Here is a 21369-nt window from a genome sequence, read left to right as displayed (position 1 = left end):
ACCAGCTGGTAGCCGGGCCCTTCTCGTCCCTTGGGTGTGAGCCTACTTACGACGGGCAAGAATAGTGCTGAAGAGGCGGGTGTTGAAGCGGTACTGGTAGGGGTTACCGCGGGTGACCTGGAAGCCAGCCATGAGGGCTGAGACAGCCAGGTAGGTCCAGGTGAGGGCTGCGAGCAGGCCGAAGAAGCCACCGACGGCGGGCAGGTTGCTGAGCAGAATAGCCAGGACGATGACCAGGGTGGGGAGCAGGGTAAAGTCTAGGGCCTCCCGGGATTCCTGTTCGGTGAAGGGGCCGCGGCCTCGGTAGAGGTAGTAGATGACTGCGGCGGGGGCGCACCCTAGGACGCCGCCGAAGTGGGCTGCCGTTGCGATGTTGCGGTCAGCGGTGACAGAGAGGTGGGAGGCGGTTGCTGGGGTTCCTCGGTAGGAGCTGGTTTTGGGTGACGTTGCGGTCTTCAAAGGGTTTTTTCTCTTCGAGTTGTGTAAAAGACGAGTGATGGTGTAGCTGCCGGCTACTCTGTTCAATTCTAGTGCTCGGGCGGGTGAGACACACTAGTTCTGAGGGACAAAAAATGTTCTGTGAACTTAGTGTTGGTCACATGTCTTGTTTAGTGGGCTGGGGTACACGGGTCGAGGGTAACGAAGTCGATGAGATGTTCGACGGGGCCGAGGAGGGTTGGTTCAAGATCGGTGTAGGTATTGACCCTCGTGAGTATAGAGTCCCAGCCGGCGCGGACGTCTTCGGGGCTGTCTGCTGGGCGTCCGAACCGGCGCAGAATACCGGTTTTCCAGTCTTCGCCGCGGGGTACTGTCGGCCAGGCGTCGAGCCCGAGGACCTGGGGTTTAACAGCCTGCCAGATGTCAACGAAGGGGTGGCCCACAATGAGGACGTTTTGAGCTGCCCCGGGTACGGTCATGGCCTGCTGGGCCAGGCGTTCTTCCTTGCTGCCGGGGGTGAGGTGGTCTACGAGGATCCCTAGTTTGCGGTGGGGGGCCGGGTTGAATGAGGCGACGGCTGTGGCTAGGTCGTCGATACCGTGGAGGGGTTCGACGACGATCCCCTCCACGCGGAGGTCGTGGCCCCAGACTTTTTCGATGAGCTCTGCGTCGTGGATACCCTCAACCCAGATTCGGCTGGCCCGGGCGGTGCGGGCGGGGGCGTCTGCGACAGCGATGGAGCCGGAGCGGGATACCTGTCGGTCGGGGGTACGGGTGGGCCGGGGTGGTTCTACCAGGTTGATAGGACGCCCGTCGAGTAGGAAGCCGGGGCCGAGGGGGAATCGTTTGACCCGGCCGTGGCGGTCTTCTAGCCCGACGACGCGCTGGCCGTTGACGCTTCCCAGCTGGATGACGGCACCGACATAGCCTGTGGCGAGGTCTTCTAAAACCAAGCCGGGTTTGACCGCGACGCGGGGGAGTTCCGTCCGATGGTGGCGTGAGAGGTCTGCCTGTGCCCAGGTATCCCGATAATCCATCTGTGGGTAGGTCCTTTCGTCGTCTCATTAGCCTAGAGCGTACCGAGTTCTGATTCTAGAGTAGTGGTATTAGAGTTAAGGGGTGACTTAGCACTCGTGGTTCTACAGTGCTAAAGGATGAGGCCGGGTTGGGCCTCGCGAGTTCTAACGGAAGAAGAGGAGGTGCCATGAACCACCCACGACGATTGCAGGTCTTGCAGGCCATCGTGGAGGAGTATGTGCACACCCGCGAACCGGTTGGTTCAAAGACCCTCCTGGAACGGCACCAGCTCGGTGTTTCCAGTGCTACCGTTCGCAATGACATGGCTGCCCTCGAAGAACAGGGCCTGATTAGGGCCCCTCATGCTAGTGCAGGCCGCGTCCCCACAGACCAGGGTTACCGGCTTTTCGTTGATCAGATTTCTGCCCTGCAACCCCTCTCCGCCGCTGAGAAACGGGCGATTCATACCCTGCTTGAGAGCGCTGACAGCGTCGACGAGATGATGAGGACCAGCGTCCGCCTACTCTCCTCCCTGACCCAGCAAGTGGCCATGGTTCAGTATCCGTCCGGGCCCTCTGAGTCAGTCCGCCATATTGAACTGGTGTCTTTGTCGTCCCAGACGGTGCTGGTGGTGCTGATTACGAGCACGGGCAGGGTCACCCAACGCTCAGTGACAGTCCAGCACCAACCAGATCACCTCCTTGATATGAGGCCGGTTCTATTAGAACTTTACGCGAACCAGCCTCTAGCCTCCCTGGCCAAGGCAGAAGCCCCGGCTGGGGCGCCCGTCCTGACCCTGGAGGTACTTGCGGCCCTCCGCCACCTGGCCCAGGAGGGCACCTCCTCACAGGTACTCGTCTCCGGGACCGCCTACCTGGCCCAGGCAACCGTGGATTTCCGGGGGAGCATAGCGCCTGTCCTCGACGCCCTGGAAGAGCAGGTTGTGCTTCTCAAGCTGCTTGCCGACCTCGACCACGACGAGCGAGGATTCGCCGTCAGTATCGGGTCAGAAAATAGGGAAGAATCCCTAGCAGAAGCAGCTGTTGTGGCCCGTAGCTACGGGCCCGGTGGTACCGCCCACCTCGGGGTGGTCGGCCCGACCCGCATGGACTACACCAGCACCCTCTCTAAGGTCAACGCTGTAGCCCGCTACCTGTCCAAGATGCTGGACTCCCACTAGATTTTCAACCGTAAAAGACAACACCCAACGATCAACCAAAGGAAAAAGACCCGGTGAGTAGCCACTACGAAACACTCGGCGTTTCACGCGACGCCAGCCCTGAAGAGATCAAAAAGGCCTACCGTAAAAAGGCCCGGCAGCTTCACCCCGATATTAATCCTTCAGAAGAGGCCGCAGAAGAGTTTAAGCGGGTTTCCCTGGCTCATGACGTTCTCTCTGACCCTGAAAAGCGTCGAATCTACGACCAGACAGGCAACGAGAACGGAACCGCAGGTGGCTTCGGGGGAGCTGGAGCAGGCTTCAGCGGATTCGGAGGCTTCCAGGATATCTTTGATACCTTCTTCAATGCTTCCCCCCGTGGCCCCCAGAGCCGGATGCGCCAGGGCCAGGACGCCCTGATCAACGTCAAGATTGACCTGAAGGACGCGGTCTTTGGCACCAATAAGCCCATCACCGTTGATACGGCGGTGACCTGCGACCTGTGTCAGGGGGAGGGCACCGCTGAGGGTACCCACCCCGAAACCTGTGATACCTGCCAGGGGCAGGGCTACATGCAGCGTCAGGTTCAGTCGATTCTGGGCACCGTTGTGCAGCCGGTTGAGTGCCCCACCTGTCGTGGGTTTGGCACCGTCATTAAGCACCCCTGTGCTGAGTGCTACGGGGAGGGCCGGGTGCGGGAGCGCAAGCCCCTAACCATTAAGATCCCTGCTGGCGTCACCAACGGCGCCCGGATCCGCCTGGCTGGTCAGGGCGAAGCCGGTACCGCAGGTGGCCCCAACGGCGACCTCTACGTTGAGTTGCGTGTGAACCCTGACCCCACTTTCAGCCGCGACGGCGACGACCTGGTAGCTACCGTTGGCGTACCCATGACAGCTGCGGCCCTGGGTACCACCATTACCCTGGAAACCTTTGACGGCCCCCAGGAGATTCAGATCCCTACTGGCACCCAGTCAGGTGATGTGATTACCCTCAAAGATCTCGGTGTGAACCGACTACGGGGAGGCGGGCGCGGCGACCTGCGGGTGCAGGTTGAAGTACGCACCCCAACCCACCTGACGGACGAGCAGAAGGCCCTCCTCAAGCAGTTCTCTGAACTACGCGGGGAAGACCTCAAGGTCAGCGAAACCGTCACCCACAAGCAGGGGGGCTTCTTCTCCCGCCTGAAAGACCATCTCAGCAACTAACCTAGATTCCCCGAGGGAGACCCATGAGCAACCCTGTCTACTACATTGAACCCGATGAAATGGGTTCCCTTGAGGTAGGTTCAACTTTTTGCCTAGTGGGGGAGGAAGGGCACCATGCCCGGACGGTCAAGCGGGCTGAGGTGGCCGAGGGAATCGACCTGGTGGACGGCCTGGGCAACCGGGCTGTCTCCCAGGTGCAGGAGATTACCCCGGATGGGCTGGTGCTGACTGTTCTGTCTCTCACCCAGGACCAACAGGGGGTGTCCTTTTACCTAGTGCAGGCGCTGGCGAAGGGGGACAGGGATATTCAGGCGATTGAAATGGCCACGGAGCTGGGGGCCCACGGTATTGTCCCCTGGTCCGCTGACCGTTCGATTGTGCGCTGGAAGATGGAGCGGGCCGTCAAGGCTCGTACCAAGTGGCAGAATACGGTGAGGGCTGCGGCCAAGCAGTCCCGCCGGGCCGTCCTACCCCCGGTCTATGACCAGCACTCAACAGCTGACCTCGCTGAGTTGGCAGAAGAGCTGGGAGATACTGCTCTCTTCCTGGTCTTGCATGAGGACGCTGACTACCGCCTCACCGAGGCCCTGCAGGTCCATCTTTCCCCGGCCGTGCAGGAGGTCTATGTTCTCGTAGGCCCAGAGGGCGGGATTAGTCCCCGCGAATTAGATGTGCTCACCCAGGCTGGGGCCAAGACCGTCCTTTTGGGCCCAGAAGTACTCCGCAGCTCAACAGCCGGGGCCGCTGCCCTCTCAGCCCTCAACTGTGCCCTGGGCCGGTGGTAACACCAGGCACTTAGCTCTACCGGCCCCGTCCTGCCCCCCCCGGTAGGACGGGGCCGGTTCTGCTTACCTGAACTTCACTGGGCGGCAATATCACTGACCGCAAAAGTTGCCCCAAAGGTGCAGGGCTAGGGGTAAAGTAGTGCAGGAATGCACTAGCGCACTGATTCAAGGAGCTCTGAAAGCCCGAGAGGGCACCTATGACAACAGCAACTTCTGCCAGCAGCCGTCCCCTGTCTGTTGCCCGTACTTTTTCATTCGCTTCCACCCAGGAAATGGTGGCTGTCCTAGGCCCCCACGACGGCCATATTGGCCTGATTGAGCAGGCCTTCCCTGGTCTTTCGATCCGGCCCAAGGGCCTGGACGTCGTGGTGACGGGCCCGTCAGAAACCGTGGCTACCACCGTCCGACTCCTGGCCGAAATGACGATTCTGGTCGAGAAAGATACCCAGGTAACCGCTGAGGTGGTCAAGCGGATTATCGCCATGATGACTGCCAGCCTGAGCCACCCGGCTACCGCAATTAGCCAGAATATTCTGAGCTCCCGGGGTAAGAATATTCGACCCAAGACCATAAATCAGAAGTCCTATGTGGACGCCATCGATGCCAACACCGTGGTATTTGGTATCGGGCCAGCTGGTACCGGTAAAACCTATCTGGCGATGGCTAAGGCTGTTCAGGCCCTTCAGGCTAAGGAGGTCAACCGCATTATTCTGACCCGCCCTGCTGTTGAGGCTGGCGAGCGCCTGGGCTTTTTGCCGGGGTCCCTCAATGAAAAGATTGACCCCTACCTGCGTCCCCTCTATGACGCCCTGCACGACATGATGGATCCAGAGACGATTCCGCGCCTGATGGAGGCTGGCACCATTGAGGTTGCCCCGCTGGCCTATATGCGCGGCCGTACTCTGAATGACGCTTTTATTATTTTGGACGAGGCGCAGAACACCACGGTGGAGCAGATGAAGATGTTCCTGACCCGCCTGGGTTTTGGGTCCAAGATGGTGATTACCGGGGACGTGACCCAGGTTGATTTGCCGGGTGGTCAGGCGTCGGGTTTGAAGCAGATCCGGCAGATTCTTGACGGTATTGATGACATCCACTTTGCCCTCCTGCAGGCTGAGGATGTGGTGCGTCATTCCCTGGTGTCAGATATTGTGTCTGCCTATGACCGGTGGGATGAAGATAAGTCTGCCATGGAGCGCCGCCGCCAGCGTAAGGTGAAGAAGCAGACGATAGAGGCTGCTGCTGAGAAGCTTTTGCAGAAGTCGGGTATTGAGTTGGAGAAGGAAGCTTAGGCATGAATATTGAGTTTGAGATTGAAGAGCTGAGCGACGCTGCTTCTGATGTTGTACGGGCTTCTTTCGAGGCTGTCGATACTGAGGTTCTTGAAAAGCTGGTGGCCCATGCTTTTGCCCATATGAAAGTTTCGCCTGAGACTGAGCTGTCGATTGCGGTTGTGGGTGAGGAGGAGATGGAGCGTATTCATCGTGACTGGATGGACCTGCCCGGTCCGACGGATGTGATGAGTTTCCCGATGGACGAGCTGACTCCCGGTACGGATGAGGAGTTGGCTGTTGGCGTCCTGGGTGATATTGTGCTGTGTCCTCCGGTAGCGGCCCGTCAAGGGGCTGAGGCGGGACATTCCACCTTAGATGAGCTCTGTCTACTGACTACCCACGGTATTTTGCATTGCCTGGGCTATGATCATGCTACTGCCGAGGAGGAGGCTGAGATGTTTGGGATCCAGCGCACCATCTTGGAGGACTTCTTGGGCCGCCCTGCTCCTGTTGAGACGAGGCACTAGTTCATGCTGACTTCTGTTTTGCTTGGGCTGGCCGTTCTCCTGTTAGTCCTGTTGGGTTATTTGCTTACGGCGACGGAGTCCTCCTATACCTACCTGCCTCGGTCTGAGGCCCAGCGGTTGGCTGAGGAGGCTGGGTCGCGGGGGATCCGGGATGTTTTGTCTGATCCGGAGCCATACTTTAGGTCTTTGCGTATCTGGCGGGTCTTGGCTGAGGTTTCTGCCATTGTCTGCTTCTACCTGGTGATCCAGGGGATTTTTAACCGTACCTGGTTGTCTGTCTTGACCACTCTTGTGGTGATGACGGTGCTGGTGTTTGTGTTCTTTGGGGTGGCCCCTAGGCTCCTGGGCCGTACCCGGCATGTCCAGGTCTTTTCCCGGATGGCTGGTTTGGTCTACGGCTTGGGTGTTTTGACTCGTCCATTCTCCTCAGTGCTGACCTCCCTGTCCCGCAAGTTCAGTCCCCGCGACTCTGTTCAGGTGACCGGCATTTTTACGGAAGATGAGATCCTGGAGTTTGTGGATCGGGCGAGCTCCTCTGAGGCTATTGAGGACGACGAGGCCGAGATGGTCCAGTCCATTTTTGAGCTGGATGAAACGAGGATCCGCTCCATCATGGTGCCCCGGGCCGATATGGTCACCGTGGATATCGATGAATCGGTCGATGACGCCGTCTCCCTCTTTTTGCGGTCTGGTTATTCTCGTGTTCCGGTGCTGGGGGATTCCTTTGACGACGTGCGCGGCTTCCTCTACCTGAAGGACGCTATGGCGGCCTTGAGGGCTGAGCCCGGGGGAGCGACCATCGCCCAGTTGTTGCGTCCTGCCAGGTTTGAGCCCGAGTCGAAACGGGTCATGGATTTGCTCAAGGAAATGCAGCGGGAATCAACCCACGTTGCCATCGTGGTTGACGAATATGGTGGCACAGCTGGCCTGGTCACTCTTGAGGACCTCATTGAGGAGCTGGTTGGCGATATTTCTGATGAGTTTGACCAGGAAAAACCTGAGATTTCTATGCAGGAGGACGGCACCTTCAAGATTAGCTCCCGCCTAGGTATTTGGGAGCTCGGGGAGCTGTTTGGCCGGGAGCTTGAGGACGACGAGGTGGATACGGTAGGCGGTCTGCTCGCCAAACATCTGGGTCGGGTTCCCATCATCGGTAGTGAGGTAGAGGTAGAGGGTATCCATATCAAGGCAATTGGATCCCGTGGACGTCGGAACAAGATCGGCACCCTCCAGGTGTGGGCCGAGCCCAGGTCTAGTACCGACACCCTACTTTCAGAGCAGGACTAAACACCGAGTCCTTTGCCCCTGAACCTGATAGGGTTTGGGGGCTTGCTCTTTATCTGTCCCTGATTCAACGAAGTTTCTGAGTGGGCTTGAGTGAGAGTTACCTCCCGGAACAGCCCTGGTGGCACGTCAAGTATAGGGAGCTCCAGTGTTACCCTGTAGAGTAAACGTAACGAAATATTGCCTATGATCCCTGGAGTGTTGCGTGGAATTTGCGTCCTTCCCAGATAACTACACCGCCGGTTTTGCTGTACTTGTTGGCCGGCCGAATGCTGGCAAATCCACACTGACGAATGCTTTGGTGGGTCAGAAGGTAGCTATCACCTCGAATCGGCCGCAAACTACCCGTCATACCATTCGTGGTATTGTCCATCGCGACGATTTCCAGCTGGTATTAGTTGATACCCCCGGCCTTCACCGTCCGCGTACCCTGTTGGGGGAGCGACTCAACGATATGGTGGCACAAACCCTCTCTGAGGTTGATGTCATTGGTTTCTGTATTCCTGCAGATGAAAAAATTGGTCCGGGTGACCGCTACATTGCCCAGCAGCTTGCTGCTTCAGGCAATAAGCCGATCGTTGCTATTGTGACAAAAGCCGATAAGGTGTCCCATGAGCAGTTGGCAGAACAGCTGATTGCTGTGTCAGTTCTTGGTGATGAGATCATGAGTGCCGAGCGGGCTGCCCGTAAGCAGCGTCGGGAGAGGCAGGAGCGTAAAAAGGCTGGTGAGGACCTGCCCTTCAGGAAGGGGAGTGGACCTGCAGCCCAGCGTGGTAAGGACAATTCCCCTCAAGCGCCCGTGAACGACGGCCGTGGTGGTTGGGCAGATATTATCCCCGTCTCTGCCGTGAAAGACTACCAGGTAGAAGAGGTCGCCAAGCTCTTAGCCTCCTACCTGCCTGATTCGCCCCCGCTCTACCCAACCGGTGAGCTGACCGACGAACCCGAAGCCACCCTCGTCGCCGAGCTAGTACGCGAAGCAGCCCTGGAAGGAGTCCAGGACGAGCTTCCCCACTCCGTTGCCGTGACGGTCGAGGAAATGGAACTCAGGGAGGGCCGGAGCGAGGATAACCCCCTGCTTGATATCCACGTCAACCTTTTCGTGGAGCGTGACTCCCAAAAGGGCATTATCATCGGCAAGCGCGGGGCCCGCCTGAAAGAAATTGGCCAAGTAGCTCGGAAGAACATCGAAGCCCTCCTGGGAACTAAGGTTTACCTATCTATTCATGTTAAAGTAGCTAAAGACTGGCAGAGGGATCCCAGGGCGCTTGGGAAACTTGGTTTCTAGCGACCAGGCGTAGCCCAGGATTTCGACAGCCCGGATCCACCCCTAAGATTTCGGAGACACTGCAGAGATGGCAGATCAATACAAGGACGCACCAGAACACCTGCGTCCTCAGGGAAAACACCTGCGAAATAGCCCCGTTCAATCACGCATTCTCAAATGGGTTGCCCTTTCCTGTATTGCTGTACTCGGGATTGCCATAGCCCTAGGTGGCTTCGCCCTGCTCCGCCTCCGATCGAATGTACAGACAGCTGAACTGAATATTGGGGAGCTCTCAGCCGACCTTGCTAATGGCCCCCTGGATATCCTGGTCATTGGTTCTGATACCCGCCAGGGGTCAAACAGCAGCTACGGCACAGCTGAGGACGTGGCAGCTGGTGCTCGGTCCGATGTGATGATGCTGGTCCAGGTCAGTGAAGATAGATCTAACATCAACGTCATCTCTTTTCCCCGTGACTTGATCGTGGATATTCCTCGCTGTAAAGATCCTGAAACTGGTGAGGTCTTTCCCGCTTCGGCTGACACCCAAATTAATGAGTCCCTCGGGCGCGGCGGGCCCGGGTGTACCGTGTCCACAATCAGTAATATCACCGGTGTTGCGGTAGATCACTTCATGCTGGTTGACTTCAATGCAGTCAAGGCCCTCTCCAGTGCAGTAGGTGGGGTTCAGGTCTGTGTTAACCAGGAAATTGATGATCCCTACAGCGGCCTGAAACTCCCAGCAGGTGTTTCATCTGTCGAAGGTGAACAGGCCCTAGCTTTCCTCCGTTCTCGACATGGTTTTGGCGACGGCAGCGACACCGCCCGTATCCAGGCCCAGCAGAGCTTCCTTGCGTCCTTGCTTCGCAAAGTTAAAGCCGAAGGAACTTTGAGTAACCCAGCTAAGCTTTACAGTATTGCTGAGGCAGTCACTCAGAACGCAACGATTGATAAGGAACTGACTAAGCTCAGCAACTTGGTCAGTCTGGGCACTGTTTTTGCGCAAGCCGATCTGGGTAAGGTCGTTTTTGCCACCGTCCCTCATGAGCCCTATATCTACGACGCTAACAAGCTTCAACTATCTGCCGAAGCTGATGCCTTCTTCGAGAAACTGCAAAACGACCAGTCCCTGGTTGAGGAACCAGCCCCAGCTCCCAGCGGGGAAGCAGAGGCTACAGGACCTGAAACTGAGGTTGCTACCGAAGAACCCCACCTGGAATACAGCCTGCCTGTTCTTCTTAGCAACGGCAGCGGAGTCGATGGCCGGGCCAGCGACCTGGTGCAAGTCCTTGAACAGGCTGGGTTCATTCAGGTAACTGCAGAAGAAGGGGGCACTGTATACACTGAATCCCTTCTGTACTACCCCTACGGTTATGAAGCAGAGGCCCAGGCAATCGCAGATATCTTCGGAATCAAACAGCTGATTCCTTCCGATCAGGTATTCGGAATCTCACTGCTGATCGGCTCAGACCTGGCAGAATCTGACACTGTTCAAAGCCAGAACGACACCGCTATCACTGGTGGGGCAAGCGGCCAGACAGCAGCCCAGGAAACCTGTCAACAGGCTTTCTTCAGCTACTAAACCAAGGCTGGGGTCACCTCATTTCGGTGACCCCAGCCACTCTATACATTCAGATGATGGACTTATCGTGCTTTCTTACCACTGAGCCGGGGTAAGCGTGATACTTTGAAGATATGAGTGAGATGACACTAGAACTACTTATCTGCCGTAAGGGAGCCTGCCGGGTGTAACTCTCTTACGGGTTAGTGTTGCCCGGCTGGATAAATGCACTTTTTGTATCGAAGGTAAAACAATGAAAAATTATCAGAAGCCCTCACCCATGCCCTTCCACAAGTATCTGCCCTTTGAGCAGCAGATTCAGGTTTCCCTGCCGGACCGCACCTGGCCTGATAAGACCATGACTAAGGCCCCCCGCTGGTGTGCTGTTGATTTGCGTGACGGCAACCAGGCCCTCATTGACCCCATGGATACCGAACGTAAGCTGGCCATGTTCAAACTGCTGGTCAAGATGGGGTACAAGGAGATTGAGGTTGGTTTCCCCTCAGCTTCTGCCACTGACTTTAACTTTGTTCGCACCCTCATTGAAGACGGCCACATCCCTCACGACGTCACCATTCAGGTCTTGGTCCAGTGCCGCGAGCACCTGATTCAGAAGACCTTTGAAGCCATTGACGGGGCACCTCGGGCCATCGTCCACTTCTACAACTCCACCTCTGTTCTCCAGCGCCGCGTAGTCTTCAACCAGGACCAGGACGGCATTTTGGATATCGCCCTCACCGGCGCCCGCCTCTGCAAGAAGTACGAAGAGCAGATGACCGGCGACACCAAGATCACCTACGAGTACTCGCCAGAGTCTTTCACCGGCACTGAGCTGGAGTATGCGGTAAGGGTCTGCAATGCTGTCACCGACGAACTGGGTATCGGCGAAGGTAAAGAGGTTATTATCAACCTGCCCGCCACCGTCGAGATGGCCACCCCCAACGTCTACGCCGATTCCGTGGAGTGGATGAGCCGTCACCTGACCAACCGGGAACACGTCGTCCTCTCCCTGCACCCGCACAATGATCGCGGTACCGGAGTTGCGGCAGCCGAGCTGGGTTACCTGGCCGGGGCAGACCGCATTGAGGGTTGCCTCTTTGGTAATGGCGAGCGCACCGGCAACGTCGACCTGGTGACCCTGGGCCTGAACCTCTACACCCAGGGCATCGACCCCGAAATCGATTTTTCTAACATCGACGAGATCCGTCGGACGGTTGAGTACTGCAACCAGCTACCCGTCCACGAGCGTTCCCCCTACGGTGGAGACCTGGTCTTCACTGCTTTCTCTGGCTCCCACCAGGACGCCATCAAGAAGGGCTTCGAGCGCATGGAAAAGGACGCTGCTGAGCAGGGTAAGACCGTGGACGAGCTGGTGTGGGCTGTTCCCTACCTGCCGATTGACCCCAAGGATCTGGGCCGCTCCTACGAGGCTGTGATTCGTGTGAATTCACAGTCAGGTAAGGGTGGCGTTGCCTACCTGCTCAAGAAGGACTTTGGCCTGGATCTGCCCAAGCGGGCCCAGCAGGAGTTCTCTGCCATTGTTCAGGCCCGCACGGACGCCGAGGGCGGCGAGGTCGAGAGCAAGGCCCTGTGGGATATCTTTGCCGACGAGTACCTGCCCTCTGCTTCTTCTGATAACCGTTGGGGTAAGTACCGAATTGAGTCCCTGTCGATTGATTCTGAGGAGCACGGCGCTACTACCATGCGGGTAGGCCTCAATATTGATGGGCACACCTATAACCGGGTTGCCCAGGGTAGCGGCCCCATTGAGGCCCTGCAGGCTATTCTGGCCCAGGAGGGCGTGGACGTGCGCGTCCTGGACTACTCGGAGCACACCCTGGCTTCGGCCGCAAATGCCCAGGCTGCCTCCTACATTGAGGCAGCGGTAGGTAGTCGGGTTCTGTGGGGTATCGGCATCGATAGTTCAACGACCCGTGCCTCCCTCAAGGCAATGATTTCTGCCGTCAACCGAGCCCTGCGGGATTCGGTGAAGGCCTAACACCTGATAAGCCTCGCAGGCCCCGTACTGGGAGCCTGCGGGGCTTACCCACACGAGTTACTCAAGACCCAAGGGCACGATATCTTATGACACCTGCTGCGCTATCGACGGACAAGTCCTTCCGTGATAGCGCTCTTGTCTTAAGAACCCAGGATTTGGGGGAGCACGATCGAATCATTATTCTGTGTACGCCGAGCCTGGGTATAGTTCATGCTGTGGCCAAGGGGGTTCGAAAGAGTAGTTCAAAAATTGGGGCTAGGCTTGAGCCCTTTATGCTGGTGGATGTCTCTGCGAGAATGGGGCAGAAGCTTGCAACCATCAACCAGGTGGTCACCCGGAGGGCCTATCTGGCACCGATACTGGGGGATTACACCAGATACACCATTGCCGCTGTGCTTGCTGAAACCGCTGAGCAGATTCTTAACCATGAGCAGGAGCGCACCCGGGAACAGTTTTCCTTGCTGGCCGGGGCCCTCTCTTCCCTGGCCCGGGGCACCCACCACCCCTACCGCGTCCTTGATTCCTACCTACTGAGGGCTATGCACCTGGCGGGGTGGAGTATGGCCATCACCGCCTGCGGCTCCTGTGGTGAAACTAGAGATCTCCAGTATTTCAGCCCCGAGGTCGGGGTAATGTGTGGTCCCTGTGCCAGGACGGGACGGTTCGGGGGCCTGGGCCCCTGCGAGCCGGACTTTATTCCCTACCTGGCTGATCTTGCTGCTGGCAGGTGGCCTGACATAGATCAGCAACCCTCCTCTGCCAAAACTGTCCGGGTAACCCACCTTATTATTGACTATGTACAGTGGCAGCTAGAACGCCGCCTCAAGACCCTGACGACCCTTGAAAAGGAACCCCTTACCGTATGAAACCGGTCAAACCCTACCCCCACCCCAGTGGTGTCACCGCCCCTGCTATCCCTGCTAAGTTCATCCCCCAGCATGTTGCAGTGGTGATGGACGGTAACGGCCGCTGGGCAAATGAGAGGGGCCTGCCTCGCAACGAGGGGCACCGGGCGGGGGAGGCCGCCCTCCTGGACGTCGTCGCCGGGGCTATAGAGATGGGTATTCCCTACGTCTCTGCCTACGCTTTTTCGACGGAAAACTGGCGCCGCAGCCCTGATGAGGTAGCCTTCCTCATGCGTTTTTCGTCTGAAGTTCTAGAACGCCAGCTGGAAACTCTCAAGAGCTGGGGGGTTCGTATCCGCTGGGCTGGCCGCCGGCCCAAACTGTGGAAGTCAGTCATTAACCTGCTGGAACGGTGCGAGGAAGAGACCCGGGGCAATACCCTGTGTACCTTGACCATGTGCGTGAACTACGGGGGTCGGGCCGAAATCGCTGATGCTGCGGCCCTGATTGCCGAGGACGTCGCAGCCGGCAGGTTGAAGCCCAAGCAGGTGACTGAAAAGCTATTCCAGAAATACCTGGACGAACCTGACCTCCCCGATGTTGATCTCTTCTTGCGAACCTCGGGGGAGCAGCGTTTCTCAAATTTCCTGCTCTGGCAAAGCGCCTACGCTGAGATGGTCTTTATGAACGTCTTGTGGCCGGACGTTGATCGCACCGTTCTGTGGGAGGCCGTGGAGCAGTATGCTCGCCGTGATCGCAGGTACGGTGGAGCCGTCGATAAGGTAGCCCAACCCTAGTTTTCCCTGCCCGCTATCAACCCACGGAAAGTGCAACCCATGAGAATCTATCCCACCCTCTTCAATCTCTTTTTCAAACCTATGGACGCAGAAAAAGCCCACCACCTGGGTATGTGGGGGGTCAAGGCCATGCGTGCGAGCGGGTTCACCCGGCTGGGGCAGAAGTTCTTTGCCCCTGACCCCTCTCTAGCCCGGCAGGTCATGGGGTTGGAGTTCCCCTCACCCTTTGGGATTGCAGCCGGTTTCGATAAGGGGGGCACAGCCATTTCTGCCCTCGGCAACCTCGGTTTTGGGCATGTTGAGATTGGGACGGTCACAGGCCAGGCCCAGCCGGGCAACCCCCAGCCCCGTCTCTTCCGCCTGGTAGACGACAAGGCCATCATCAACCGGATGGGCTTCAACAACGACGGGGCGGCCGCGGTGGGGCCGCGTGTAGCGGCAGCCCGGGCAGACCTTGAAGCTGAATATAAGGGTAAGATTCGGCCTATTATCGGTGTTAATATCGGCAAAACCAAGGTCGTAGACCTTGAACATGCAGTTGAAGATTACCTTATTTCCACCCGGGTCCTAGCCCCCCAGGCCGACTACCTCGTCGTCAACGTCAGTTCCCCCAACACCCCCGGCCTCCGCGACCTCCAGGCCATTGAAACACTCCGTCCGCTGCTCACAGCCGTCCGCGAAGAAGCCGATAGGGTAGTGACCGACAGGCGGGTACCCCTGGTCGTCAAAATCGCCCCTGACCTGGCCGACGAGGACATCCGCGACCTTGCACATATGGCCCTCGACCTCGGACTGGACGGAATTATTGCCACTAACACCACCATTGCCCGCCAGGGGCTGGGCCTCACCAGCTCCCAGGACAAGGTAGAAAGTATCGGAGCCGGGGGGCTCTCCGGCGCCCCCCTCAAGGACCGCTCCCTTGAAGTGCTCCGTCTCCTCTCCTCCATCATCGAGGGTCGTCTTGCTCTGATTTCTGTAGGTGGGGTAACCACGGCAGAAGACGTGCTCGAACGTCTAGAAGCCGGGGCCGACCTCGTCCAGGGCTACTCAGCCTTTATCTATGAGGGCCCCTTCTGGGCAGCCCACATCAACCGCAAGCTCAAGCAGCTGATCCGTTAAAACATTGAGGGTGGGGCCAACCTCTGTTGGCCCCACCCTGATACAAGCGGAAAAGGAGCTTACTGGGGGTATTCGCCGCGCTTAACCTGAGGCTTAGGCAGGCGGAAACGACGGATCATCATAGACCGGTTAAAGGCATAGAAACCAGAACGGGGTTCAATAGAACCGAACTTCTCGGTCAGCTTCTTCTTCAGGCCCCGCCAGAGGATGAAGTAGTCAATCACCCAGAGCAGGATAAAGGCCCACATAGCCAAGACGGTGTACTGCTGGAAAGCCCGGGTAAAGAGGCCGACAATAAAGATGGCCAGCAGGATAATCAGCATAAAGTCACCGACATTAAAGCGGGCGTCAACATAGTCACGGATGTAACGACGCTGGGGGCCCCGGTCGTTGACAGGGAGGTAGCGTTCGTCGCCGGTCTGCAGGGCCATCTGCTGCTTAGCCCGGAACTCCCGATCAGCCTCCCGCTGGGCCTCCTTAGCAGCCTTACGGTCTGCAGGAACTAGGGGAGTGCGACGGGCAGCCTCCCGCTCCTTGCGTGAGGGGGTGGGGCGCCCCTTGGGGGCGGTGTAGCCGTGCCCCTTATGGTTCTGGGTTTCTACAACTGATTCAGCAGCTACGGTAGTTGAAGCCGCCTCAGTCTCAACTGATTTCTTATTTCGTCCAAACACAGTGTTAAGGATAACCGCGAACCTGGATAGAACAGAAGTCACGGCGTATTCTGAGATGTATGACCACATCACGTTTTAATTTTGACGCAAAAGATAGCCTCGCCCAATTTATCGATGAACGCTTCGAGGCAAACCTAAAAACCCTAACTGACCTCGTCGCTATTCCATCAGTGGCTTGGGAATCCTTTGACTTGACCCAGGTAGACCGGAGCGCCGAGTTGGTCAGGAACCTAGCCCTTGAGGCAGGGTTTGAGACTGCTGAGATTTTGACGGCAGAATACGGCGACGGCAAACGAGGAATGCCTGCTGTTGTTGCCCAGAAGAAAGCCGCAGAAGGCTACCCCACCTTCCTGCTCTACGCCCACCACGACGTCCAGCCTGCTGGTGACCTCTCCCTGTGGGAGACTGAACCCTTCCAAGCCACCCTCAAGGGCGATCGCCTGTTCGGACGAGGGGCAGCCGACGACAAGGCCGGTATCGTGGCCCACCTCGCTGCCTTTTCGGCCGTCCAAGAGGTTCTAGGGGACGACTTCAAGGTTGGTGTCACCCTCTTTATTGAGGGGGAGGAGGAAGCAGGTTCCCCCAGCTTTGAGTCCTTCCTCCATACCTACCGCGACAAGCTGGCCGGCGACTACATTGTGGTTGCAGACTCGGCTAACTGGAAGGCAGGGGTACCTGCCCTCACCGCAGGCCTGCGTGGGGTAGCCAGTGGAGATATTGAGGTTAGGGTCAGTAGCCATTCCGTCCACTCAGGTATGTTCGGTGGCCCCCTCATGGACGCACCCACCGTCCTCGTCCGGTTGCTCTCAACCCTCCATAACTCTGAAGGTACGGTTACAGTTGAAGGATTGGTATCTGCACCTACACCTGACGTTGAATACCCTGAAGCTGATTTCCGGGCTGATTCAGGAATCCTGCCCGGCATGAAGCTGGCAGGTAGCGGATCTATCTCCTCGCGTCTCTGGGCCCAGCCTGCAATTTCAGTCATTGGCATGGATATCACCTCGGTTGCAGAATCCTCCAACACCATTGCCGCCCGCTCCAAGGCGCGAATCAGCGTCCGACTAGCACCTGGGCAGGACCCAGCGAAGGCACATGAGGCCCTGGCACAACATCTGGCCCAGCACAACACCATGGGGGCAGAAGTCACCTATACGGCAGTAGACTCAGGCCAACCCTACCAAGCTGACCTCTCTGGCTCAGGAGCCCAACTGGCCCTTGCCGCCCTAGAAGAAGCCTGGGGAGTGGAGCCCGTAACCACCGGCATGGGAGGTTCTATTCCATTCATCGCCAACCTCACCGAGGTCTACCCGGACGCCCACATCCTCATCACTGGCATCGAGGATCCCGATACCAGGGCCCACAGCGCCAATGAGTCCCTCTACATCCCCGATTTCAAACGAGCCATCCTCGCCGAGGCACTCATGCTAGCTGCCGCCCACACCGCCTAGGGCTTTAAGGTGACGGTGAACAAGTCGCACCACACTACCGAACAAGCGTAAGATGGAGTCAATACTCAACCTGAAAGGGAAAAGACATGACTGAAACCCGCGAAGAGCTGCCCACCCACGGCGTCCAACTCACCGATGTAGCAGCAAACAAGGTTCGCACCCTCCTGGAACAAGAGGGCCGCACCGATCTGCGCCTGCGCATCGCCGTCCAGCCCGGTGGCTGCTCAGGCCTGATTTACCAGCTCTACTTCGACGAGCGTGTCCTGGACGGGGACGCCGTCCGCGACTTTGACGGCGTCGAGGTAATCGTAGACCGCATGAGCGTCCCCTACCTTGATGGCTCTACCATCGACTTCGAGGACACCATCTCCAAGCAGGGTTTCTCCATCGACAACCCCAATGCTCAGGGATCATGCGCTTGTGGAGACTCCTTCCACTAATCTCAATCAACAAGCACCAGAAGGGTGGGATCAGCACATGCTGACCCCACCCTTCTCGTTTTGGAAGAAGAAATGAAATACTTGTGTAATGACACGTCAATTCGATGACAGATTGTCAGCGGAGTAGCCCAAATGAGGGTAAGCTCGTATTGAAAGATTTAACACCTGGGTTAATGCTGTCCACACACGGCACCAGGTGACACGCACATCGCTACAGGAAGGGCCGTCTGTGAGTTCGCAGCATCGAACCAGCAGCATGGGACTAAAGGGCAAGGCAGCAGCCTCTGTCACCGCAGTCTCTGCGTTGCTATTGACCGGTTGTTCAGAACAGGCATCGGTGGGCTGGCTGCCCACAAAGCGTGGTGTAACCGATAACGCAAATACAATCATGGACCTCTGGATTGGTACCTGGATCGCTGCATTGGCAGTTGGTCTGGTCACCTGGGGTCTTATGCTGTGGTGCATCATCGCCTACCGTCGCCGCAAGTACGAAACCGGCTACCCCCGCCAGGTCAATTACCACCTGCCCCTTGAAATTTTTTACACTGCAATCCCCATCATCCTGATTGTCAGCTTCTTTACCTTCTCAGACCGTGCAGAACGAGAGATCACTGCACCTAAGGGTGAGAACGGCCAGTCAGATGTAACCATCGAGGTATACGGCAAGCAGTGGGCCTGGGACTTCAACTACCTGGACGAAAACGTCTACTTCGCTGGTGTCCAGGCTCGTCTCGATAAGGAAGGCCGCGAGGGCGTCGAAGAGACTCTTCCCACCCTCTACCTCCCCACCGACTCCACTGTCACCCTGGAACTGAAGTCTCGTGACGTCATCCACTCCTTCTGGGTCCCTGCCTTCCTTGAGAAGCGGGATACCGTTCCCGGTATGACCAACACCATGCACTTCACTACCGGCTCTGAGCCCGGCATGTACGCCGGCAAGTGTGCTGAACTTTGCGGTGAGTACCACTCCGAAATGCTGTTCAACGTTGAAGTTGTCAGCCAGGAGGACTATGACGCTTACATCCAGTCACTGCGCGACGCAGGCCAGGAAGGTCGCCTGGGTGATGAGTACAACCGTAACCCCAACATGAACACCAACCAGTAAGAGGTAGACCGTGACTACTCTTGAGTACACAGCGGAAACAACCAATTCTGTTGTTCCGCGGGTGGTTCCTAAGTCCAAGGGACGTATCATCGTCAATTGGCTGACCTCCACCGACCACAAGACAATCGGGTACATGTACCTGATTGCAGCGTTTATTTTCTTCTGCTTCGCCGGTGTCATGGCTCTGCTTATGCGCCTCGAGCTCTTTAGCCCCGGTATGCAGTTCCTCGAAACCAAGGAACAGTTCAACCAGCTGTTTACCATGCACGGCACCTTGATGCTGCTGATGTTCGGTACTCCTCTGTTTACCGGTTTCGCTAACGTCCTCGTACCCCTCCAGATCGGTGCCCCCGACGTTGCCTTCCCCCGCCTGAACTCCCTTGCATTCTGGTTCTTCCTTTTCGGATCCCTGGTTGCAATCGCAGGCTTCATCACCCCCCAGGGTGCTGCTTCCTTCGGCTGGTTCGCTTATGCACCGCTGAATAGCACCACCTACAGCCCCAGCGTTGGTGGCGATCTCTGGATCTTCGGTCTTGCCCTTCAGGGCTTCGGCACCATCATGGGTGGCGTCAACTTCCTGACCACCATCCTCTGCATGCGTGCCCCCGGTATGACCATGTGGCGTATGTCCGTCTTCACCTGGACCACCCTGATCACCGCGATCTTGATCATCATGATCTTCCCCCCGCTGGCATCAGCTCTCTTCGCTCTGGGTATGGACCGCCGCCTGGGTGGCCACATCTTTGACCCTGAAAACGGTGGCGCCATCCTCTGGCAGCACCTCTTCTGGTTCTTCGGCCACCCCGAGGTTTACGTTCTGGCTCTGCCCTTCTTCGGTATCGTTTCTGAAATCATTCCCGTTTTCTCCCGTAAGCCCATCTTCGGTTACAAGGGTCTGATTTTTGCAACGATTTCGATTGCGGCTCTGTCAGTTACCGTGTGGGCCCACCACATGTACGTCACCGGCGCGGTCATGCTTCCCTTCTTCTCCTTCATGACCATGCTGATTGGTATCCCGACCGGTGTGAAGTTCTTCAACTGGATCGGCACCATGTGGCAGGGTTCCATCACCTTTGAAACCCCCATGCTGTGGGTATTCGGCTTCCTGATTACCTTCCTCTTCGGTGGTATCACCGGTATTATCCTGGCAACCCCGCCGCTGGACTTCCACCTGTCAGATTCCTACTTCGTTGTGGCCCACTTCCACTACGTCATTTTCGGTACTCTGGTCTTCGGTATGTTCGCAGCTCTCTACTTCTGGTGGCCCAAGTTCACCGGCAAGATGCTGAACGAGCGTCTGGGCAAGATCCACTTCTGGATTCTCTTCATCGGCTTCCACATGACCTTCCTGGTCCAGCACTGGCTCGGTGTCGATGGTATGCCCCGTCGCTACGCTGACTACATGGCAGAGGATGGCTTCACCTGGATGAATCAGCTCTCAACCTTCGGCTCAATGCTGTTGGCAGTTTCCATGATTCCCTGGTTCTGGAACCTGTGGATCACTGCCCGCCACGGCAAGACCGTTGAGGTTGATGACCCCTGGGGCTTCGGTGGCTCCCTCGAATGGGCTACCTCCTGCCCGCCCCCGCGTCACAACTTCACTGCCCTGCCCCGTATCCGTTCAGAGCGTCCTGCCCTGGACCTGCACCACCCCGAACTGTCCACCAACCTGGATATCGCTGTGGCAGCTCGTCAGGCAGCAAACCGCAAGGAGGCCTAAGCATGAAACTACTTGCTAACATCTTCGGCCTGATCGGAGTCTTCCTGATTCCCGTTGGGATTGTTTACGGCCTGATGACTCACTTTGAAGAGTGGGCTGGTTTCCCCGCAATCCTGGCTACCGCAGTTATGTGCCTCTTCCTGTACTACTTCTTGAAGTTCACAGATAAGAAGCACCCCGATATGCCCTATGAAAACCTTGAGGGTGAAATCGCAGATGCAGCAGGCGACTACGGTTTCTACTCACCCTGGTCCTGGTGGCCCCTCTTCATCGGTGTTGCATGCACCATCGTTGTTGTCGGTCTTGCCATTGACTGGTGGATCGTTCTGGTTGCTATCCCCTTCGCTGCAGCAGCAGTGCTGGGTTGGGTATACGAATACAACCGTGGGGATCACGCCCACTAAAACCTAGTGAATCACCCAAGGGTGACATAAGGCTCCGGGCCATTGCTGAAGAAGCAGTGGCCCGGAGTTTTTTGTATTACTGACTTTTGGGAGTGGATAGCTGCGGTAGCGAGGAGGCAGGCTGCCGTCCTCGACTGGTTGTGGGGGGGGTGGGGGAGAGAAGCGCTGGACGGCACAGGACGGCACAGGACGGCACAGGACGGCACAGGACGGCACAGGACGGCACAGGACGGCACAGGACGGCACAGGACGGCACAGGACGGCACAGGACGGCACAGGACGGCACAGGACGGCACAGGACGGC

The 21369-nt window shown here is 57.5% G+C and carries 20 protein-coding genes; 17 read left to right on the top strand and 3 right to left on the bottom strand.

Annotation, left to right across the window (positions count from 1 at the left end; genetic code table 11):
• Positions 1-42 precede the first annotated feature (42 nt).
• Entirely contained in the window at positions 43-459 is a 417-nt protein-coding gene (locus tag L7A15_RS00100) for a DUF4870 domain-containing protein (protein ID WP_237189560.1), read from the bottom strand.
• 149 nt (positions 460-608) lie between these two features.
• Entirely contained in the window at positions 609-1475 is an 867-nt protein-coding gene (locus tag L7A15_RS00095; protein ID WP_237212231.1) for a DUF3097 family protein, read from the bottom strand.
• Between the two features lie 167 nt (positions 1476-1642).
• Between L7A15_RS00095 and hrcA the strand changes: the two genes are divergently transcribed.
• The 12 genes from hrcA (at position 1643) to L7A15_RS00035 (ending at position 15274) form a co-directional block, all read left to right on the top strand.
• Positions 1643-2635, top strand: a complete 993-nt coding sequence (gene hrcA, locus L7A15_RS00090) for a heat-inducible transcriptional repressor HrcA (protein WP_237189558.1) — start codon at positions 1643-1645, stop codon at positions 2633-2635.
• A gap of 53 nt (positions 2636-2688) precedes the next feature.
• Positions 2689-3819 carry a molecular chaperone DnaJ gene (dnaJ, locus tag L7A15_RS00085; RefSeq protein ID WP_237207826.1) on the top strand — a complete coding sequence of 377 codons (1131 nt, stop codon included), beginning with the start codon at positions 2689-2691 and terminating at the stop codon, positions 3817-3819.
• A gap of 23 nt (positions 3820-3842) precedes the next feature.
• A complete protein-coding gene (locus L7A15_RS00080) occupies positions 3843-4604 on the top strand; it encodes a 16S rRNA (uracil(1498)-N(3))-methyltransferase (RefSeq protein ID WP_237189556.1) in 762 nt (253 codons plus the stop codon).
• 197 nt (positions 4605-4801) lie between these two features.
• Positions 4802-5896 (top strand): PhoH family protein, encoded by a 1095-nt coding sequence (locus L7A15_RS00075; protein ID WP_237207825.1) that lies wholly within the window; start codon positions 4802-4804, stop codon positions 5894-5896.
• A 2-nt stretch (positions 5897-5898) separates the two neighbouring features.
• Positions 5899-6405, top strand: coding sequence for an rRNA maturation RNase YbeY (gene ybeY / locus L7A15_RS00070; protein ID WP_237207824.1), 507 nt, complete (start codon positions 5899-5901; stop codon positions 6403-6405).
• Between the two features lie 3 nt (positions 6406-6408).
• Complete coding sequence (locus L7A15_RS00065) at positions 6409-7692, top strand: hemolysin family protein (protein ID WP_237207823.1); 1284 nt, start codon at positions 6409-6411, stop codon at positions 7690-7692.
• A gap of 202 nt (positions 7693-7894) precedes the next feature.
• Complete coding sequence (locus tag L7A15_RS00060) at positions 7895-8977, top strand: GTPase Era (RefSeq protein ID WP_237201241.1); 1083 nt, start codon at positions 7895-7897, stop codon at positions 8975-8977.
• Positions 8978-9044: 67 nt separating this feature from the next.
• On the top strand, positions 9045-10535 hold the full coding sequence (locus L7A15_RS00055) for an LCP family protein (RefSeq protein ID WP_237207822.1): 1491 nt from the start codon (positions 9045-9047) through the stop codon (positions 10533-10535).
• 232 nt (positions 10536-10767) lie between these two features.
• Positions 10768-12513 (top strand): 2-isopropylmalate synthase, encoded by a 1746-nt coding sequence (gene leuA, locus L7A15_RS00050; protein WP_237201239.1) that lies wholly within the window; start codon positions 10768-10770, stop codon positions 12511-12513.
• An 86-nt stretch (positions 12514-12599) separates the two neighbouring features.
• The gene (gene recO, locus L7A15_RS00045) at positions 12600-13379 is read left to right on the top strand and encodes a DNA repair protein RecO (protein ID WP_237207821.1); all 780 of its coding nucleotides are present in this window, start codon (positions 12600-12602) and stop codon (positions 13377-13379) included.
• On the top strand, positions 13376-14155 hold the full coding sequence (locus L7A15_RS00040) for an isoprenyl transferase (protein ID WP_237207820.1): 780 nt from the start codon (positions 13376-13378) through the stop codon (positions 14153-14155). The genes recO and L7A15_RS00040 overlap by 4 nt, the downstream gene beginning before the upstream one ends.
• A 39-nt stretch (positions 14156-14194) precedes the next feature.
• Complete coding sequence (locus tag L7A15_RS00035; RefSeq protein WP_237207819.1) at positions 14195-15274, top strand: quinone-dependent dihydroorotate dehydrogenase; 1080 nt, start codon at positions 14195-14197, stop codon at positions 15272-15274.
• A 59-nt stretch (positions 15275-15333) separates the two neighbouring features.
• Here L7A15_RS00035 and L7A15_RS00030 read toward each other — a convergent pair whose 3' ends face one another.
• Positions 15334-16014, bottom strand: a complete 681-nt coding sequence (locus L7A15_RS00030) for a DUF3043 domain-containing protein (RefSeq protein WP_237191691.1) — start codon at positions 16012-16014, stop codon at positions 15334-15336.
• On the opposite strand from L7A15_RS00030, the gene L7A15_RS00025 reads away from it, so the two are divergent.
• From L7A15_RS00025 to L7A15_RS00005, 5 genes are all read left to right on the top strand, one after another.
• Positions 16005-17396, top strand: a complete 1392-nt coding sequence (locus L7A15_RS00025; RefSeq protein WP_237207818.1) for a M20/M25/M40 family metallo-hydrolase — start codon at positions 16005-16007, stop codon at positions 17394-17396. The two genes, L7A15_RS00030 and L7A15_RS00025, sit on opposite strands and share 10 nt — an antisense overlap.
• A gap of 86 nt (positions 17397-17482) precedes the next feature.
• Positions 17483-17836: a HesB/IscA family protein gene (locus L7A15_RS00020; protein ID WP_237189152.1), complete on the top strand. Its 354-nt coding sequence runs from the start codon at positions 17483-17485 to the stop codon at positions 17834-17836.
• 229 nt (positions 17837-18065) lie between these two features.
• Positions 18066-18941: a cytochrome c oxidase subunit II gene (coxB, locus tag L7A15_RS00015; RefSeq protein ID WP_423816699.1), complete on the top strand. Its 876-nt coding sequence runs from the start codon at positions 18066-18068 to the stop codon at positions 18939-18941.
• 10 nt (positions 18942-18951) lie between these two features.
• Positions 18952-20661 (top strand): cytochrome c oxidase subunit I, encoded by a 1710-nt coding sequence (gene ctaD / locus L7A15_RS00010; RefSeq protein WP_237189153.1) that lies wholly within the window; start codon positions 18952-18954, stop codon positions 20659-20661.
• 2 nt (positions 20662-20663) lie between these two features.
• Positions 20664-21065: a cytochrome c oxidase subunit 4 gene (locus L7A15_RS00005; RefSeq protein ID WP_237189154.1), complete on the top strand. Its 402-nt coding sequence runs from the start codon at positions 20664-20666 to the stop codon at positions 21063-21065.
• Positions 21066-21369 lie beyond the last annotated feature (304 nt).

Source organism: Rothia nasimurium, from assembly GCF_928391935.1.
GTDB lineage: Bacteria > Actinomycetota > Actinomycetes > Actinomycetales > Micrococcaceae > Rothia > Rothia nasimurium_D.
Note: the sequence above shows the minus strand (reverse complement) of the source record. Positions and strands in the feature narration are given on the sequence as shown.

Bases quoted from the DNA above. Each gene is read 5' to 3' on its own strand.
- L7A15_RS00095 (WP_237212231.1), bottom strand. From the start codon at position 1,475: ATGGATTATCGGGATACCTGGGCACAGGCAGACCTCTCACGCCACCAT.
- hrcA (WP_237189558.1), top strand. From the start codon at position 1,643: ATGAACCACCCACGACGATTGCAGGTCTTGCAGGCCATCGTGGAGGAG.
- L7A15_RS00080 (WP_237189556.1), top strand. From the start codon at position 3,843: ATGAGCAACCCTGTCTACTACATTGAACCCGATGAAATGGGTTCCCTT.
- L7A15_RS00075 (WP_237207825.1), top strand. From the start codon at position 4,802: ATGACAACAGCAACTTCTGCCAGCAGCCGTCCCCTGTCTGTTGCCCGT.
- ybeY (WP_237207824.1), top strand. From the start codon at position 5,899: ATGAATATTGAGTTTGAGATTGAAGAGCTGAGCGACGCTGCTTCTGAT.
- L7A15_RS00065 (WP_237207823.1), top strand. From the start codon at position 6,409: ATGCTGACTTCTGTTTTGCTTGGGCTGGCCGTTCTCCTGTTAGTCCTG.
- L7A15_RS00055 (WP_237207822.1), top strand. From the start codon at position 9,045: ATGGCAGATCAATACAAGGACGCACCAGAACACCTGCGTCCTCAGGGA.
- leuA (WP_237201239.1), top strand. From the start codon at position 10,768: ATGAAAAATTATCAGAAGCCCTCACCCATGCCCTTCCACAAGTATCTG.
- recO (WP_237207821.1), top strand. From the start codon at position 12,600: ATGACACCTGCTGCGCTATCGACGGACAAGTCCTTCCGTGATAGCGCT.
- L7A15_RS00040 (WP_237207820.1), top strand. From the start codon at position 13,376: ATGAAACCGGTCAAACCCTACCCCCACCCCAGTGGTGTCACCGCCCCT.
- L7A15_RS00035 (WP_237207819.1), top strand. From the start codon at position 14,195: ATGAGAATCTATCCCACCCTCTTCAATCTCTTTTTCAAACCTATGGAC.
- L7A15_RS00025 (WP_237207818.1), top strand. From the start codon at position 16,005: ATGACCACATCACGTTTTAATTTTGACGCAAAAGATAGCCTCGCCCAA.
- L7A15_RS00030 (WP_237191691.1), bottom strand. From the start codon at position 16,014: ATGTGGTCATACATCTCAGAATACGCCGTGACTTCTGTTCTATCCAGG.
- L7A15_RS00020 (WP_237189152.1), top strand. From the start codon at position 17,483: ATGACTGAAACCCGCGAAGAGCTGCCCACCCACGGCGTCCAACTCACC.
- L7A15_RS00005 (WP_237189154.1), top strand. From the start codon at position 20,664: ATGAAACTACTTGCTAACATCTTCGGCCTGATCGGAGTCTTCCTGATT.